At 60.5% G+C, this 15,908-nt stretch carries 16 protein-coding genes and 2 pseudogenes; 13 read left to right on the forward strand and 5 right to left on the reverse strand.

Annotation, left to right across the window (positions count from 1 at the left end; translation table 11 throughout):
* Positions 1-5: 5 nt before the first annotated feature.
* From CUR85_RS19325 to CUR85_RS19335, 3 genes and pseudogenes are all read left to right on the forward strand, one after another.
* Positions 6-128, forward strand: a complete 123-nt coding sequence (locus CUR85_RS19325) for a hypothetical protein (protein WP_280323175.1) — start codon at positions 6-8, stop codon at positions 126-128.
* Positions 125-355: pseudogene (locus CUR85_RS19330) on the forward strand (site-specific integrase); the annotation flags it as partial. The gene CUR85_RS19325 and the pseudogene CUR85_RS19330, both read left to right, overlap by 4 nt.
* Positions 356-442: 87 nt before the next feature.
* Positions 443-1,129, forward strand: coding sequence for a tyrosine-type recombinase/integrase (locus CUR85_RS19335; protein ID WP_280323208.1), 687 nt, complete (start codon positions 443-445; stop codon positions 1,127-1,129).
* A 39-nt stretch (positions 1,130-1,168) separates the two neighbouring features.
* On the opposite strand, the gene CUR85_RS19340 is transcribed toward CUR85_RS19335, so the two are convergent.
* A complete protein-coding gene (locus CUR85_RS19340) occupies positions 1,169-3,610 on the reverse strand; it encodes a TOTE conflict system archaeo-eukaryotic primase domain-containing protein (protein WP_280323176.1) in 2,442 nt (813 codons plus the stop codon).
* A 240-nt stretch (positions 3,611-3,850) separates the two neighbouring features.
* Between CUR85_RS19340 and CUR85_RS19345 the strand changes: the two are divergent.
* The 5 genes and pseudogenes from CUR85_RS19345 to CUR85_RS19365 all read left to right on the forward strand — a co-directional run.
* A pseudogene (locus tag CUR85_RS19345) lies at positions 3,851-5,635 on the forward strand (strawberry notch C-terminal domain-containing protein); the annotation flags it as partial.
* Positions 5,636-5,755: 120 nt separating this feature from the next.
* On the forward strand, positions 5,756-6,142 hold the full coding sequence (locus CUR85_RS19350; RefSeq protein WP_184583025.1) for a DUF6878 family protein: 387 nt from the start codon (positions 5,756-5,758) through the stop codon (positions 6,140-6,142).
* A gap of 1 nt (position 6,143) precedes the next feature.
* Positions 6,144-6,605, forward strand: coding sequence for a DUF6915 family protein (locus CUR85_RS19355; protein WP_280323177.1), 462 nt, complete (start codon positions 6,144-6,146; stop codon positions 6,603-6,605).
* A 100-nt stretch (positions 6,606-6,705) separates the two neighbouring features.
* Positions 6,706-7,008: a hypothetical protein gene (locus CUR85_RS19360; protein ID WP_280323178.1), complete on the forward strand. Its 303-nt coding sequence runs from the start codon at positions 6,706-6,708 to the stop codon at positions 7,006-7,008.
* Between the two features lie 124 nt (positions 7,009-7,132).
* A complete protein-coding gene (locus CUR85_RS19365) occupies positions 7,133-7,861 on the forward strand; it encodes a DUF736 family protein (RefSeq protein WP_280323179.1) in 729 nt (242 codons plus the stop codon).
* 479 nt (positions 7,862-8,340) lie between these two features.
* Here CUR85_RS19365 and CUR85_RS19370 read toward each other — a convergent pair whose 3' ends face one another.
* From CUR85_RS19370 to CUR85_RS19385, 4 genes are all read right to left on the reverse strand, one after another.
* The gene (locus CUR85_RS19370) at positions 8,341-9,573 is read right to left on the reverse strand and encodes a type II toxin-antitoxin system HipA family toxin (protein WP_280323180.1); all 1,233 of its coding nucleotides are present in this window, start codon (positions 9,571-9,573) and stop codon (positions 8,341-8,343) included.
* Positions 9,566-10,174 carry a helix-turn-helix domain-containing protein gene (locus tag CUR85_RS19375; RefSeq protein ID WP_280323181.1) on the reverse strand — a complete coding sequence of 203 codons (609 nt, stop codon included), beginning with the start codon at positions 10,172-10,174 and terminating at the stop codon, positions 9,566-9,568. The genes CUR85_RS19370 and CUR85_RS19375 overlap by 8 nt, the downstream gene beginning before the upstream one ends.
* A 125-nt stretch (positions 10,175-10,299) precedes the next feature.
* A complete protein-coding gene (locus CUR85_RS19380; RefSeq protein WP_065331961.1) occupies positions 10,300-11,211 on the reverse strand; it encodes an ImmA/IrrE family metallo-endopeptidase in 912 nt (303 codons plus the stop codon).
* Positions 11,208-11,531: a helix-turn-helix domain-containing protein gene (locus tag CUR85_RS19385; RefSeq protein WP_065331960.1), complete on the reverse strand. Its 324-nt coding sequence runs from the start codon at positions 11,529-11,531 to the stop codon at positions 11,208-11,210. The genes CUR85_RS19380 and CUR85_RS19385 overlap by 4 nt, the downstream gene beginning before the upstream one ends.
* 141 nt (positions 11,532-11,672) lie before the next feature.
* Here CUR85_RS19385 and CUR85_RS19390 point away from each other — a divergent pair, with 141 nt between their 5' ends.
* From CUR85_RS19390 to CUR85_RS19410, 5 genes are all read left to right on the forward strand, one after another.
* Positions 11,673-11,906 (forward strand): DUF2188 domain-containing protein, encoded by a 234-nt coding sequence (locus CUR85_RS19390; protein WP_065331965.1) that lies wholly within the window; start codon positions 11,673-11,675, stop codon positions 11,904-11,906.
* A 17-nt stretch (positions 11,907-11,923) separates the two neighbouring features.
* Positions 11,924-12,190 carry a multiubiquitin domain-containing protein gene (locus CUR85_RS19395; protein WP_065331959.1) on the forward strand — a complete coding sequence of 89 codons (267 nt, stop codon included), beginning with the start codon at positions 11,924-11,926 and terminating at the stop codon, positions 12,188-12,190.
* Positions 12,165-13,349: a ThiF family adenylyltransferase gene (locus CUR85_RS19400; protein ID WP_065331958.1), complete on the forward strand. Its 1,185-nt coding sequence runs from the start codon at positions 12,165-12,167 to the stop codon at positions 13,347-13,349. The genes CUR85_RS19395 and CUR85_RS19400 overlap by 26 nt, the downstream gene beginning before the upstream one ends.
* Positions 13,339-13,764, forward strand: coding sequence for a ubiquitination-like system serine protease family protein (locus CUR85_RS19405; protein ID WP_280323182.1), 426 nt, complete (start codon positions 13,339-13,341; stop codon positions 13,762-13,764). Before CUR85_RS19400 ends, CUR85_RS19405 begins: the two co-directional genes overlap by 11 nt.
* A gap of 840 nt (positions 13,765-14,604) precedes the next feature.
* Positions 14,605-15,534 carry a DUF2493 domain-containing protein gene (locus tag CUR85_RS19410; protein WP_280323183.1) on the forward strand — a complete coding sequence of 310 codons (930 nt, stop codon included), beginning with the start codon at positions 14,605-14,607 and terminating at the stop codon, positions 15,532-15,534.
* Positions 15,535-15,908 lie beyond the last annotated feature (374 nt).

Genomic DNA, 15,908 nt, shown 5'->3' on the forward strand with positions numbered 1-15,908 from the left:
AGGCCTTGAGCACCTATCTCGGCCATGTGGATATTGCCAACACCTACTGGTACCTTGAGGCCACGCCGGTTCTGTTGCGGATGATTGCGTCGACCGCCGAGGAGACCTGGATCGGAGGTGCGACATGACCCCGCTTGCTCCCGACCTTTCCGCCTTTCTGCAAACCCATCTTCCCGATGAATGCGGGGCAAGCCGGCATACCATCGCGGCCTATGCCCGTGCTTTCGCCCTCTTGCTGCGGTTTGTCGCCGGGCGGCTCAAGCGAACTCCATCGGAACTTTTCATCGAAGATATTGATGTGCAGATGGTCAGGGCGTTCCTCGAACATATCGAAGAGGGACGCGCCAATTCCATCCGGTCCCGCAACGCGCGACTGGCAGCGATCAAATCGTTTTTTCGTTTCATTGAGCATCGCCATCCGGCCTGCCTTGAGCAGGCAAGGATGATCCGCGCCATGCCGACCAAGCGGACAGACGCCAAGCTGATCGATTATCTGACCAAGGAAGAAGTCCGCGCCCTGCTTGCCGCGCCGAACCGCCACACGCGGGGCGGATTGCGGGATCGGGCCATGTTGCATCTGGCCTATGCGGCGGGGTTGAGGGCGTCCGAACTGCTCGCGGTGCGGATGGACGATTTTCCCGATGGGTCGTTTTCCAGCCTGCGGATCCTGGGAAAGGGACGGCGGGAGCGTGTGCTGCCGCTCTGGAAGGAGACCCAGGGCGCCATCCGGGCGTGGCTGGCCGTCCGGCCCGGCAATGTAGGCCCGGAACTGTTTCTGAACCGAGATGGGCGGCAAATGACGCGGGATGGATTTGCATATCGGCTCAGGCAGCATGTGACGGTGGCCGAACGTTCGGCGCCGTCGATTGCCGCAAAGCACGTCACCCCACATGTGCTGCGGCACAGCTGCGCCATGCACACGCTTCAGGCCACCGGCGATATCCGCAAGGTCGCGCTCTGGCTTGGCCATGCCAGCATCCAGACGACCGAGATGTATCTGCGCGCGGATCCAACCGAGAAGCTTGCGCTTCTCGAGGCGCATCACGCACCGCTGATCAAGCCCGGCAAGTTCCGTGAGCCTTCGGACAAGCTGATGCAAATATTGGCCGTCGCCGCGCAGCGTTCCTGAACGACAAGACAAAATTGGCGTCCCGCATTCTGCGGGGCGCTATTCCATCACATAGCCAAGCGCCCGATAGCCCGTCCTTCGTTTGGCAGCCATTCTGGCGAGGACGGGGACCGAACTGTCGACATAGTCAACCACCAACACGTCTTTCTTGTCGTCATGCCGCCGGTGCAACCTGCCGACATATTGCGCCAACGTTCCCTTCCATGCGATCGGCATCGTCAGGAACAGGGTGTCGAGCCGCGCATCATCGAAGCCCTCGCCGATATAGCGCCCTGTCGCGAGGATCAGCCGTTCCTCATCATCGGCAACGCTCAACGCCGTCTGCGCGGCCTTCCGGTCCGTTGCCGACATGCCGCCCCGGAGCACGGCGATATTCCTGGCGAATCTGGAAAACCGCTGCTGGAGATAGTCGAGGTGATCCTTTCGCTCGGTCAGGACAATCGGCGAGCGCTTGGCCTCAAGCGATTTCAGAACGTCGTCGAAGATCAGGTCGTTTCGGGTCTCATCCGCCGCCAGTGCTGCATAAATTGCGGGCATGGACGGGCGCTCGGCCATGGCGAGCGCCTCCGGCAACCGGAATCTCGTGTGACGTTCCCGTGCCCGATGGCGAAGGCCGCTTTCGGCGGCCTGCGATTTTGCGCTCACCTGATGGCGCACCGGGCCGCATTGCATGAAGATGATCGGGTGATGCCCGTCCTTTCGGGCAACGGTTGCCGACAATCCGGTGACATAGCGCGCTTTCGATCTGCGGGCGACGAGTTCGAAGCTTGCAGCGGACAAGTGATGGCATTCATCAACGACAAGATGGCCGTAATCGGCAACGATGTCGTCAACTTCACCCTTGCGAACCAGACTCTGGATAAGCGCCACGTCGATCACACCGGTGGGTTTGCGCTTTCCGGCCCCGATGGCGCCGATCAGCTTGGGATCGATCTGCAAAAATGAGCCAAGCCGTTCGACCCATTGATTCAGCAATTCCCGGCGGTGCACCAGAACCAGCGTGTTGCGGGCGCAATGTGCGATCAGCGCGGAGGCCACGACCGTCTTGCCGAAGGCGGTGGTGGCGGCCAGCACGCCGGTATCGTGTTCGACCAATGCGTCAAATGCCTGCGACTGTTGCCGGCGCAGCTCGCCTCGGAAGCGCACAATCTCCGGCAAAGGGGCTCCGTCCTCACGCAAATCGTCCACTTCGACAGTTGCTCCGTGATCGGAGAAAAACCCGGTCACCTCATCAAAGCAGCCACGCGGCAACGCGACGTGCCGGGGATGCAACTCGGCGCAGGACACAATGCGCGGCTTCCCGAATGTAGGCAGCCGCATCGCTTGTGCGCGGTAGAATTCGGGATTCTGGAACGCGGCCAACCGCACCAGTTGGGCAATCATGGCCGATGGAAGGTCGGATCGGTCGATGTAAATTTGATCGGCAACCGTCACCTTGATGGTCTGCGGGATGGGCACTTCCAGTCGACGCGGCGTGCTGCGACGTGACGGAGGCATTTTCCAAGGTTCGTCCGCCTGCTCGTCCTCAACCGGCATGCGGACGCCCAGCACCCGCCCGGAAAGCTCCGCCGCTTCAACGAGGTTGGTCACCGCTGCGGCGGTCATTCGCGGCAAGGAAGACAAATAGGCCCACTGATCATCATATGGCCGCATGTCCGCGTCGACAAAGACGCTGTTGCCCACCTTGCGCGCGGTGTTCTGGAGCGGCAGCGCGATCAGGTTGCCAAACCCGCCAAGCGGCATGATGTCCTGGTTCGGAAACAGCCGGTCATAGGATGCGAAGCCGATTTCCGGCCGCCTTTCCATCGTTTCCGTGATCAGGACGGATCCAAGCTGGCGCGCCAGACGGGCAGAAACCGCTTCAGCAAAGAATATCCAGACATGTCCGCCGTTACCCGACCTCGACCGCTCCAACGCTGCGGGCACGCCCTTCACCCGGCAGGTTTCGAGCAGCGCATTGGCGTCCTCCGACCAGGAAGTCTTGTCAAAATCCGCCGCCAGGAACCAGCAGGTATCTCCGGGCAAGAGCGGATAGACGCCTGCAACAAAATCCCCGCCCCGACCGTCGTCGCCACGCAGGTGCCTTGCAATAACACCTTCATCCGGCGGTATGAACTTCTGATGAGGACACTCGCCGCATTTGACCTTTGGCTTGCCACAGATGCCCTTCACCCATTCGTTGCCGCAAGCCGGCGAGTATCCTGAGCGACCGGTCCTCCTGTTTTCCCATCGCACCGGAAACACGTCAGGCCGACCGGCGAACAGGCGACGGAACAGCTCGACCTTTTGGTGCGACGGAGAAGCATTCGTAACCGGGGCGTTCTCGAATGAGGATTGTCTCACTGCCGGCACGTGCTCTGCAGCGAGACGAGCCTCTAGCGCTGCAACGTCGCGCTGAAGCTGCGTTCGTTCGACATCCAGATCGGCCAGACGGGCTCGAACCCGCGCCAACTCCGCCTCAATGTCGCTTCTGTCCGCCACCTGCGATTTCCACCCAGACCTTTCCGCCCCGTCCAGCATAAAGCGCGAAAGCGGCAGGCGTAAGCAGGTCGTCGGCTTCGGCGCGGCCGCCGACCGGAGAGTTCGAGGGGGAGTTCATGGGGATGTCCTTCTGCAGTTGAGAGCAGAGGCATCATTATTATCCAAAGCGGAAACCCGAAAATGAATCACCAGAACAACAACTTGAAACCCAGAACTCCGCATAACGGTGACGCGGCATATTACGTCCTGGGATACCTCGAACAGGCCTTCCCGATTCATGCGCAAAAGCTGGTCGAGATCGACGGCAATATGGTGGCCGAGCCGCTCCGCGATGAAACTGGCGCGCTGGTCGTCTCGCGCGAGGCGCTCGCCCTGCGCGATGCGGCCATGATGGAGTTGATGACGCTGGCCCCGATCCCTTCGGCGCTGGATCAGATCCTCTGGGCCTTTGGCGACGATGCCGTGGCCGAAGTGACCGGAAGGTCGATCCGACCTCTGAAGGCGGACGATGGCCACCTCTTCATCGAGAAGCGCGCCGCCAGCAGCAATTCATCCGAAACCCAAGCCTTCATGGACGGCGAAAAGGATGTCCTGATCTTCTCCGATGCGGGCGGCACGGGCCGTTCCTATCATGCGGCACAAACGGCGAAGAACCAGAAACGGCGGCGGCACTACCTGCTGGAGCCCGGCTGGCGCGCCGATGCGGCCATCCAGGGGCTCGGCCGCACCCATCGCTCTGCCCAGGTCAGCGCGCCTTTCTTCCGGGTCTGCACCTCGGATGTGCATGGCGAAAAGCGTTTCACCTCGACGATAGCCAAGCGCCTCGACCAGCTAGGGGCCTTGACCAAGGGTCAGCGCGAGACCGGCTCGCAAGGCATGTTCCGCGAGGAGGACAATCTCGAAAGCCCGATCGCACGGGCGGCGCTGCGTGGGTATTTCGCCGATCTTGCCGCCGGGCGCGCTGAGGCGATGAGCTACGAGAGCTTCACCGACTGGACGGCCCTGCGGCTGATCGACCAGGACGGGGTGCTCCTTGAGGAGCTTCCCCCGATCCAGCGGTTTCTCAACCGGGTTCTGGCCCTTCCCATCCACATGCAGAACGCGCTCTTTGGCGAGTTCATGAGGCGGATTGCCGATCAGTCTGAGCGGGCGCGCGCGGCGGGCACGCTCGATCTCGGCGTCGAAACCCTGCGCGGCGAAAGAATCGAGCAGGTTTCCACCGAAGACCTCTGGACCTGCCCGAAATCCGGCGCCGTGACGCGGATCATCGGGCTGGAGGTCACCGACCCGGTCCACGTCCTTGGGGCTGAAGAGGCCATATCGCGCAATCCGGACAAGCTGCCAATGGTCAATCGCGCCTCCGGTCGCGCGGCGCTCATCTCGGCACGCCCGATGCAGATGTATGACGAAGACATCGTCACGCTGATGCGCAAGGTTGTGCGGCCAAACGGGTCGAGCTACCTGGAGGAGGCGCGGTTCACGTCTTCGGCCTGGGAAGACATCGAAAGGCCCGAGTTTGCAAAGCTTTGGGATGCCGAGGCAGCGTCCCTGCCAAAAACCACCACAACCAAGCTCTACCTGCTGACCGGGCTCTTGTTGCCGATCTGGAAGGATATTCCGACCACCAATGAGCGCATCTACCGGGTCACGCCCGATGGGGCGACCGCCATGATCGGGCGCACGCTGAGCGAGGAAGGGGCGGCCGCGCTGCGCGCCCGCTTCCTCGTGTCCAACCCGCAAACACCGCAGGAGATGTTGACCGCCGCCCTCGGCACCACCGCGCCTGTCGATCTGGGCCGGGGTCTCACCCTGACCCGTCGCCGTGTCGCAGGCGAGATGCGCCTTGAGTTGTGCGGCGTGGACAGGGGCATGATTGATGGCCTCAAGGCCCTCGGCTGCTTCACCGAGATCATCGCCTTCCAGCTACGGGTGTTCCTGCCGCATGGGGACGGGATCGACACGGGAAGCATTCTGGCCCGGATCGTGGGGCAGGAAGCCGCCATGACGTCAGAACAAGCCGCCTGAAAAGTCAAAGCGGGCTTTCGGTCGGGCGTCGCGGATCGGGGTTTGCCCGGGCTGCGCTTTCCGGGCGCGGGCAGACCAATGCCGGGCCCGGCCCCCAAATTCAGACAAGAGGACAGACCCATGACCAATCCCCAGATCGACTATGCCGCAATGGCGGCTCAGTGGCGTGCAGAGCGCGAAACCACATTGAAGGCATCCCGAACGGAGCTGCTCGCGCAACTACGTGCGCTTGGCATCAGCGAGGTCACTGCCGAATACGAAGGCTATGGCGACTCCGGCAATGTCGAGGATGTGACGGTGCAGCCCGCAGAGGTCCAACTGCCGGAGGCGCTTGCCACAGAGGTTGGCGACTTCGCCTGGTCGCTCGCCTATCACCATCACCCGGGGTTCGAAAACAACGAGGGCGGCTACGGCACGCTGACATGGGACATAGCACTAGACAGCATCATCCTCGATCACGCGGACCGCTATGTCGAATGCTCGCACAGCTATGTCGAGGGGCTGTGAGATGGCCCATCCGCTTCATCATGCTGAAAGCTCTGCCCAGAAATTCGGCGGGGTGCCATCTGACTATCAGTCTGTGCACGATTGGTTTGACGCCTCGAAAGAGCACCTCGCGCTCTTCACGCACCGAGCCATGCGCCACCATGCACAAGGCCTGTTCGAGGCCGAACGTGTCTTCGGCTTGACCCTGACCAATAGCGCGGGTCGGGACATTCCCGTGCGCTGGATCGGCGAGCAGCATATCCGCGAAGACTGTCAGGGCCGTATCCCGAGCATGGCGGACTGGCTGCGACGGATCCAGCCCGAGCCATGGATGGCCAATGGCCATATCGACCGGCATTCTGGCGATGAGCCCTGCGGCGACCCAAGGGTCGCCTGGGCCTCCGAGGTTGCCGCCGGACGAACGGTTCTTGGCCTGAAAGATTGGATGGCGGCGCGCGCGACGCGGGCCACGCAAAGCGCCTGACAGCTCTCGGCCGTTTGCCAAACGAATACTGTATGGAAGCCCGGTTGGAAGATCGGGCTTCTTGCGTCGTTTCCCCACCATTCTTCTTGAGGAGGATCGCATGACACTCGATGAAATCAAGGCGGCCGTCGATGCCGGCCAGACCGTGCACTGGGCCAATACCGGCTACGTTGTCCACAAGGACCGGCTCGGTCAGTACCTCATCACCTATCAGCCGAACGGTAGCTGCATCGGCCTGACCGACCGGAGCGGGCACCGGTTGAACGGAAAAGAAACGGTGTTCTTCGTCGCGCAATCGAAGGACGCCGCAGAAAATCCGGGCAACCAATCAAGACCAGACGGGCAGGGGAGGGGCGTAGCACCCGGAGGCGCGGGGGCATTCCCACTCGGACGGCAGCTCTGACCCGTGGGCGGGGCTGAAAGGAAAGCGAGCTTTCTGATTTGTGATCCCAAGAGGGGTCGAGAAAGCAATCCCCGATGCGTTGGCAAGAACGTCAGGCACCGGCCAATCCAAAAGGAACCATCCCATGTTCGCAGGAACCCTCACCCGCAATGTCGAGACCGCAGACGCTCAGTACACCGGCATGATCCACTCGACGCGCTTTGACATCGCCATCCAGTTGGAGGCGCGGGCTAAGATGTCCGAACGCAGCCCGGATTTTGACGTGACGGCAGTCAACAAATCAGGCCGCAAGGTGCGAATCGGCACGGCCTGGAACGAGACCGGCAATACCAGCGGCAACCCCTACATCTCGATGCAGATCGATGTCGGCTTGGGTCCGTTCCGGGTCAACGCGGTGCAGACGAAAGAGGCGCGCGCGGCCCAAAGCGGCGAATTCGAGATCATCCCGCTGGTCTCGAACGGCCTGATGAAGTCCGGCTCGATCTCGGGCGAGCTCACCGCCATGGACGCGGACAACGCCTTCACTGGCTACATCGCCAACATGATGTTCGATCTGGAGTTCATGCTGATCGAGAACAGCTACAAATCCGAGGAAACCCACCCCGATTACCGGATCGAGGTCAGCTCACCCCGGGGCACACCGATCCGCGTCGGCTCGGCCTGGATGGCCAAAAGCAGCCGCACGGGCAATGACTACCTGTCGCTGCTGATCAACACGCCCGATGGCGACCTGCGCGTCAACGCCGTGCAGAACGAAGAACAGCGCGGCGGGCAGACCTTCTCGATCATCCCGTTCATCGACAGCGGTGAGCAGCCGCAGGACGCGGGCGCGGGGCTCTCCTTGGTCGCCTAGTCGGCGCGCGAGGGGGAGACGATCTGAACCCAAAGGGGAACCGTGGGATCACGGTTCCCCTTTTTCTGTGCTGGTGTGGTTTGGAGATGGCGCGAAGTAAACTATGCTTAGGTCAGGTGTCGAAGTAGGCCTAGAGCCGCCATTCTGCAGTCGGTGGCGACCCCGGCTGATGCCGCAGCAAGCACCAAGGGCAGCGAAGCGCAGTTAGCGATCTTTGGAAACTCAGCCTTTCTCTATCTCAACAAGCGCCTTTGCTAACATGACAGCTGGAACGAGGCAAAGATCAGCGGACGATCGGGCGACTTGTTCGAGAGCGCCAAGAAATTCTGGAACCTGCCAAACGTCGCAAGCTAACATCTATCGCCCTGCTTCGCCGGAGCCGTCCGTCACCCCTCACTTGCTGATGGGGGTGCGGCGGCGCAGAAGATCAGGGCACCCGCCTCCGCCCTGCTCTGCTAGTGAGTCAGGAACCTCTTGCCCTATGAAAGTTCTTCCAGGATGGGCACTGTCTTCATGTGATCCTCAACGGCAGACCTGACCTCATCACTCATCGGCAGGTTTGCCGCTTCTGTGCCCCAATGCTCCCGAAAAGCCTGAACCGTCTCTTGGGCCGCGTCGATCGCCATCTTCCTCGGGATCGATGCTTTGACGGCAAGGTGTTCTAGCTCATCAACCGAGAATGCCGAAAACACCTTGGCACGGCTGACCTTCATGTTGGTCGCATCACCCGGAATGTAGGGCACAGTCGCCACAAAATCATAAGCTGGTGCCAGCGAGACATACCGCCTGTCCGGATAGATCAGTGACCAGTTCTTCATGTGCATATCAGCATTGCCGATCAGCATGTTGAAGGTCAGGCGCCGGACATATTCGATGATGTCGGCATCATTACCTTCGGCGGCGATCACCTGGGCGATGTTGCGGAATGTGCCATTGCCGTATTTGTCTTCGGGATAGAGCCCATAGACCTGCGCAAAATCCTCGATATGCACGCGCGACCCGTCGGAAAGGCGATCAAACCGCTCGATCACAAAGGCATGGTTGCCGATCTTATCGATACCCTCGGGCAGGTTCTTGATCGCATCGATACTGACCAGATCGATGGCAGGGACGTTCATCCCGATAAGGCCGGCCAGCTTCATCATCGAGAATTCATTTTCAGGGACGCCTGCGAATTCACGCGAGGGTAGCTTCACGATCCAGGAGCCCCCGACACCAGAGGCGGGAATGGTCAGCCCGCCACTAGCTTCCATCACGGCGGAAAACTTGAGCTGAACGCCTGCCAGCGAAAACCGCAAAGCATTCTCTCGCTGATCATCGCCATGATCATCGGCGCCATCGGCCGCATCCGGCGGCCAGGCTTCACCGTCAGCAGGGGTGATCGTGATCGCGCCGGGCAGGTCATGGCCAAGCGCCCAAAGCAGATAGAATTCTCGTTCGGGATTCACGCCCGCCTGTTCGGCCAGGTATTTGCGCAGATGGCCTTCGGGAAGAAGGTTTGAGAAGAAGGGCATGACGCGCTTCTGATAGGGCCGAAAATCCGTATAGAGTTCCCCGAATTCATCCTTGAAGGCGAGCCCGAGGGTCGGCCTGTCAGGATTTTCGATGTACTCGTCGGTGAAGGCAAAGATGGTGCGATCGCCGCCAAGATTGGTGAGCGTGCCAATGGGCTCGCCATACAGGTTTACGTTCAGCACGGAGACATTACTCATCGTTGTCTCCATCAAGGCGATAGGCAGGACGCGGCAAGCGCGTCCGTTCCTCATCGGCTATGCCATGGGCGAGTGCGTTGCGGAAACTGTTCATCTGCTTTGACGCTTCCTGCAGCGCGGCAACGCCACCCGCGTTCTCCACGGCTTTGAGCGCTTCACGTATGCTGCGCAATGTGTCGGTATTCCGGATCAGGTTCTCGAACTGTCGCATCTCGCGAAACTGCCGCTGCAGGTTTTCGAAGACGGGACTATCGATCTTGAGCGACTGGATGTGCTCAAGCTGCTTGGCGAGCCGGGTAATCTCTTTACGCGCCTCCGGCGTGGCCTTCGGCACGTCGTTTACGCTACGGGTGATCGTTCTTACGGCAGGCGCGGCCTTGCGCGGAACAAGCGCCAGTTCCAGATCAAGGGCGTTGGCGATGGCGGTCAGACTTGAGACGGTGAGGTTCACAGCGCCGCTCTCGATCTTGGAGATATGCGACTGCGGCACGCCTGCATGGGCGCTCAGCGCGCGCTGGCTCAGCCCCTTCTTTTCGCGGGCAGCTTTCAGTGTCGCCGCCAGTTTCTCGCTCTCATAGCTCATTTTGATATAATCCTGCATATCAAGCAAAGCGCTTGATCTACTTTAATGTATCATATGAAGCCTGAATTTTCAAGACGTGATCTAGTTTGACATATCGTAAGCTAGAAACGATCTATTTCTATAGATCGAACCATGGGGCATTGCTAGCCCAACCACGATGAACCCGGCGTGCGGCTCACCATACGGTCGTATGTATCCTCTTCAGCCTCTTCGGCAGGCTCGAAGCGTGACGGCGCGTCCCCAAGATGGATTAGGGAAAGCGCAAAGTCGTGGACTTCGGAGACCAGAGCATGTTCGGTGCAGGGCTCTTTGAACCAGCTTCCTGACTCATGCTCTCTCGTTGCTTTTCGCCGAACCAGTTCAGTTTCCGTTGCCGGTATCGCGGTCGCCGGTATCTCGATTGGCGGTCGGCCAGCCGTCTTGAAGTAGGCGCCAGTGCGCAAGGCGCGATCACTCGACCGCGCCCAATGAATGAAGCCATCAATAGATTTCACAAGAACTGCCCGGCGCTCGGTGTACTGCAGCCAGCGCAGCGTCGCCGCGATCAGGGAAACGCCGTAGCGGTCCGCGCATGCGCCCAAGGCCTCTAGGTCAGGCTGAGACTTCGGAGCGATCTGCGCACGGAAGTCATCCAGTGGCATGAGGAGATTTGCGGCGAACTCGTTCGCTTCTTTCTCGATCTGCCGATATTTGCTGTCCCAGCGTTCCATGTCCTCGGTGCTGCACTGGATACCGTCAGGATGATCCTGCCTGTGCAAGAGGTAGTGCCCGAACTCGTGGGCGAGGGTAAAGTTGATGCGCCCCGGCGATGCTGTGTCCGAATTGTAGAAGATGCCCCAGCCCATTTCGCCAGGCGGGGCCTTCATCAAGGCGCCCTCGAATCCCTTCAGCGGGGCACCCTGCACAAGACTTATCGGATCGTCAGGAAAGCGCTGCTTTGAAAAATCGTAGGCAAGCGCTTCAACATTGACCGGAAAGCGGTCGTCGCCACCCAAGGTGTTCAGGATGATGGTCAGGTCGTATGCCCATCGTTGCGGCGACTTCGGCTTGGTCATCCGGGTTTCCCCCACAGCTTTACCATCTCGCGGATTTTTTCTTTGGTATCAGGGTCCATGTGTTTGTATTCACGATAGAACTGCGCATCGACGGCGTCTTCCTCGGTTATCGCCTGCTTTTCATCGAGCAGGTATTCAATCGTGACACCAAGTACTTCTGCAATCTTGGCCAGCTTCTCCGCCGATGGACGCGGCGGGTTCTTGTTCTCCAGTTCCCATATGTAGCTTTTGCTGGAGCCGGTGAGCTCGGCAAGTTTGTCAAGCGTGAGCTTTTGCTCCTTCCGTAAGCGGCGAATCTTCTCTCCCAGGCTGTTGGTCATGTGGCGGCCTCCCCGTCGATCTTATTGTTCGGTAAAGACGTACTTTACGTGCTTGACTTCTGACTTTCAACAAATATATGATGTTCGGAGTAGTCATACTTTTTATGCCTGCAACCCTAACGAACAGGAGGTATGGAAACCATGAGTAAGGGACCGAAGACCCATCACGTCGTGCCGAACCCGGCAGGCGGATGGGATGTGAAGCGTGGCGGCGCATCCCGCGCCAGCAGCCACCATGAAACCAAGCAGGACGCCGTTGATCGCGGACGTGAAATCAGCCGCAACCAGCAAAGCGAACTGCGTATCCACAACCGCGACGGACGGATCGCCAGCAGTGACAGCCACGGTGGCGACCCGTTCCCGCCGAAAGGCTAAAAAGAAAGGACCTGGCCATGCCGAAGGACGAAAAAGGCAAACCGGAAAAAGAGTACACGATTGTTGTGAACGGCCGCGAGAAGACGGTGACGGCGACAGAACTTGGCGAGGACGATCTGGTCGCGCTTGCTTACGAAAACCCGCCCAAGGGCGAGTTGATCTGCTTCACCATTACCTACCGGCGCGGCCAGGGCAACAAGCCCGAGGGCACGCTGGATGAGGGCGATACCGTGAAGCTGAAGGAGGGCATGATCTTCAATGTCACGGCAACTGATAAGTCGTAACGCCGATCTCAAGGCCCTCGAAGAAGGCGGATACGAGGTGGCTGTGAAAAGTGGCCACCTCGTGATCTCCAACGTGCCCTACGTGAACGCCAATCGCGAGGTAAAGCTTGGCACGCTCGTTTCTGTTCTGCAGACGAACGGTGGCGAGACGATGGCGCCGAGCGACCATAAGGCGTACTTCGTGGGCGAGCATCCTTGCGATCACAATGGCAAGACACTCGAAGGCATCAGGCACTCCAGCAAACGCCAGAGCCTCGGCAAAGACATCACGGTAGACCACATGTTTTCGGCCAAGCCAAAAGAGGGCTACCGCGACTACGAACACAAAATGACCACCTATGTGGAGATGATCGCATCGCCCGCGCGGAAAATCGATCCGACGGCTGATGCGCGCACCTACGTCGTCGCAGACTCCGATGAACCTGATCCGGTATTCAACTACCAGGACACAGCCTCGACACGGGCCGGGATCGGCGGTTTTTCCGAAAAGCTGGCGATGAACAAGGTCGCCATTGTTGGCCTCGGCGGAACAGGCTCTTATGTGCTCGATCTGCTCGCTAAGACGCCGATCCGCGAGCTGCATCTTATCGACGGTGATGATTTCCTGCAGCACAACGCGTTCCGTAGCCCGGGCGCACCCAGCATTGAAACACTGCGGGAACGGAACAAGAAGGTCGATTACTTCGCAGCGCTTTATGCGCCTATACGTAAAGGGATCGTCCCGCATCCAGTCTATCTCGACGAATCCAACGTGGACCTGCTGAACGAGATGGATTTCGTCTTTGTGTGCGTTGACTCCGGCGCCGCCAAACGCCCGGCTGTCGAACACCTCGAAGAACAGGGCACCCCCTTCATTGATGTTGGTATGGGGATCGAGATGGGCGACGATGCCCTGGTGGGTGTGCTGCGGGTGACGCTGAGCACCGCCGAACAGCGAGAGCCGCTTCGTCGCCGCGTCGGCATGGGCGAGGCGGACGTAGATGATGCTTACGCCACCAACATCCAGGTGGCTGACCTGAACGCCCTGAACGCGACGCTCGCGGTGATCCGGTGGAAGAAGCTTGTAGGGTTTTACGCCGATTTTGAGGGCGAGCATTCCAGCAACTACACGATTGATGGCAACACGATAAACAACATGGACGGGCGCGATGACGATTAAGAAGATTACCCACAAATTTGTAGATGCGATCCCCGAGCAGACCGAGGAGGGCGTTCTGTACCTCGCCATGGATTACGCAACGGCCGTTCACAAATGCGCCTGCGGCTGTGGCAGGGAAGTCGTCACGCCCTTAAGCCCGACGGACTGGAAGATGGGCTATGACGGTGTGTCGATCTCGCTCTCGCCGTCCATCGGGAACTGGAGCTTTCCTTGCCGGTCGCATTACTGGATCAAGCACAGCAATATCCGGTGGGCAGGTGATGTGAGTGATGAACAGATTGCCGCTGGACGGGCGCACGACCGTCGCGCCAAAGGTCGGTATTACGATGCGCCGGAAGCCCCCGCATCAATGGCGAATGCGGATGTGCCACAAGGTCTTTGGCAACGTTTCCGGCGGTGGCTAAGCGGCAAGTAATGGTTAGTACCGACGCCGATATCCTTACCGCGAGAGCAGTTTTGCCCCGAATCCCTTCCGTTGGATGATGTATGGCGGCTGCCCCTACGGCAAAAGACGGTTTATCCAGATGCGCACGCAGCATATGTATCTCCACCCGCCGCCAAAACCCGCAACTTTGCGAAGTCCACTTCCTACGCATCGCTGCCGTTCGTCCAAGGCGCAGCGAATGACTGGCTCCCGCCCATCACGTCCAATGCCCGGAAAAGCAATCACTATAGTCGGCAGCAGCGTCGCCAGCACATCAACCTTGGGCTAAGCCTTGCGGCCTCCCCAGCTCGGCTTCGCGTGTCGCAGGGGAGAACGGCCCTTCGGTCCGTCGCGCATTCGGCCATGCGGCCTCACCGCGGCGTCGCGCTTGGCGTCCCGGTTTGCCCGCCTCGCGAGCACGTCTCTCCCTGGCCGCTCCGCCGGATTGCGCTCTGGTCTGTTTTGGCCGAGGCCAAAACGATCCCGCCGCTTCATCCGTCTCCCGCGTCCGGTCGGGCCGTTTGCCTGCTCGGGTCGGGCAAACCTACCGTCAAAACACACACACATGAGCGTGGAAGCATATCCTCCGGATGGCCCCCAAATCAGCCCGCCTCAAGGATCGCAAAACTTTTCGGCGAGGGCGGGGCCTTTGGCGCGGGGCGGTCCCATGCGTGAGGGCGCGCATGTGTCCGGTGCTGCGCGCGGAAAACTTTTGCGCCCGGCAAGCCGGCGGCTGCGCCGTCCCTGACCCGGGCAGATTCGGAAACCAGGCATTCGGCCATGCCCCCACACTCACGTGGTGGCTCCACAACCGAATACTGGAGACCAGACATGGCTTACGACAATGCAAACACCTACGAGACCATCGAACTTTTCGGACTGACCGAGAAGGACGCACAGCTCCCGATTCCGGAAGATCACGTCCTGACTGACCACATCGTCCGCGAAAGCTTCGAGGCTCTGCTCGGTCCGCTGCGTGGGACCGGACTCGAGGCGGAAATCGAACCGCTGGCCCATGGGCTCGCCACGATCCTGCAGCGCCGCAAGGTGGCGCTCGGCAAGGAGGTCGACCGCACCGCCGACAAGATCGGCGCGCTGGCAAAATCTCACGACGGATCGGAGATCGCCGAGACCGCGCTCGAAGGGGCGCAGGCCCGCTTCCTGCAGCTGCGCGAGGTTGTCAGCGCCATCGAGGTGATGAGCGAGGCGGCGGCGGAATGCTACGAGATCGAGACGGGCCACGCCTTCATCCCGGCAGCCGGGTCGCGCGCAAGCATCCGGGCGCAAGAGACCGGGGCGGTCTTCGAGGCGCGGCAGCTCCTGGAGCAGCACGACCGTGAAACCGCCGAGAAGTCGAAAGTCGAGGGGGTGCCCCTGATCGTCTCAGGCGCCACCGACTGGACCGATGTCGATGTGATCTTCAACACGCTCGACAAGGTTCGCGAACGAATCAAGCAGAACCGCAATCAGGAGATCTTCCTCTGCCATAAGGGTGGCAAGCACGGGGCGGAGATGATTGCGGCTCGGTGGGCCCGGGCACGCGGGGTCGCGCAGGCGCGCTTCGATCCGCGCTGGTCCGCGCATGGCCGGGCGGCACCGTTCAAGTGCAACGACGAAATGCTGGATGACAAGTTCGCGGCGACGGGGGTTGTACTCTTCGGCGGCAACGGGGTCGCGCTGAACCTCGGGCAGAAGGCGGAAGCGAAAGGTCTGACGGTCATGCGGGTTGCTGACCCGGCGAAGAAGACTGCGCAGGATTGAAGAGAGGGGGTCGCGCTTGGCGCGGCCCTTTCGTCATGTCTCATGGCGCGTGCGGTCGGTTACGCAAGATTGACAGGCTGCGGCGCCCGGCACTGTCATCGCTCTACCCGGTCCGTCAGTGTTCGGCCCATCCACATCGGTACGGGCTGGGGATGGTGCGCACCTCGCACATCATCAGCAGCGCAAGACCGAGGGGCGAGACGTCGCACATGAGGCTGAAGACCTGCACAACCCTCGGGTGGTGTTTCGGAACATCGCATCCACGCGGGCGGGCGTCATCAGCACCCCGGCCAGGTTCGGCAGGACGTGGACGCGGATGGTGGCGACTGCGTGACGGCACAGGTCAATCGGGTCCCTCCTTTTTGCTATGCATG

The sequence above is a fragment of the Sulfitobacter faviae genome (assembly GCF_029870955.1).
Lineage (GTDB): Bacteria > Pseudomonadota > Alphaproteobacteria > Rhodobacterales > Rhodobacteraceae > Sulfitobacter > Sulfitobacter faviae.

What these genes read in the sequence shown, in the direction of transcription:
- CUR85_RS19335 (WP_280323208.1), top strand. Translation starts at nt 443, where the DNA reads ATGATCCGCGCCATGCCGACCAAGCGGACAGACGCCAAGCTGATCGAT.
- CUR85_RS19350 (WP_184583025.1), top strand. Translation starts at nt 5,756, where the DNA reads ATGACCAATCCCCAGATCGACTATGCCGCAATGGCGGCTCAGTGGCGT.
- CUR85_RS19355 (WP_280323177.1), top strand. Translation starts at nt 6,144, where the DNA reads ATGGCCCATCCGCTTCATCATGCTGAAAGCTCTGCCCAGAAATTCGGC.
- CUR85_RS19360 (WP_280323178.1), top strand. Translation starts at nt 6,706, where the DNA reads ATGACACTCGATGAAATCAAGGCGGCCGTCGATGCCGGCCAGACCGTG.
- CUR85_RS19365 (WP_280323179.1), top strand. Translation starts at nt 7,133, where the DNA reads ATGTTCGCAGGAACCCTCACCCGCAATGTCGAGACCGCAGACGCTCAG.
- CUR85_RS19370 (WP_280323180.1), bottom strand. Translation starts at nt 9,573, where the DNA reads ATGAGTAATGTCTCCGTGCTGAACGTAAACCTGTATGGCGAGCCCATT.
- CUR85_RS19375 (WP_280323181.1), bottom strand. Translation starts at nt 10,174, where the DNA reads ATGCAGGATTATATCAAAATGAGCTATGAGAGCGAGAAACTGGCGGCG.
- CUR85_RS19380 (WP_065331961.1), bottom strand. Translation starts at nt 11,211, where the DNA reads ATGACCAAGCCGAAGTCGCCGCAACGATGGGCATACGACCTGACCATC.
- CUR85_RS19385 (WP_065331960.1), bottom strand. Translation starts at nt 11,531, where the DNA reads ATGACCAACAGCCTGGGAGAGAAGATTCGCCGCTTACGGAAGGAGCAA.
- CUR85_RS19390 (WP_065331965.1), top strand. Translation starts at nt 11,673, where the DNA reads ATGAGTAAGGGACCGAAGACCCATCACGTCGTGCCGAACCCGGCAGGC.
- CUR85_RS19395 (WP_065331959.1), top strand. Translation starts at nt 11,924, where the DNA reads ATGCCGAAGGACGAAAAAGGCAAACCGGAAAAAGAGTACACGATTGTT.
- CUR85_RS19400 (WP_065331958.1), top strand. Translation starts at nt 12,165, where the DNA reads ATGTCACGGCAACTGATAAGTCGTAACGCCGATCTCAAGGCCCTCGAA.
- CUR85_RS19405 (WP_280323182.1), top strand. Translation starts at nt 13,339, where the DNA reads ATGACGATTAAGAAGATTACCCACAAATTTGTAGATGCGATCCCCGAG.
- CUR85_RS19410 (WP_280323183.1), top strand. Translation starts at nt 14,605, where the DNA reads ATGGCTTACGACAATGCAAACACCTACGAGACCATCGAACTTTTCGGA.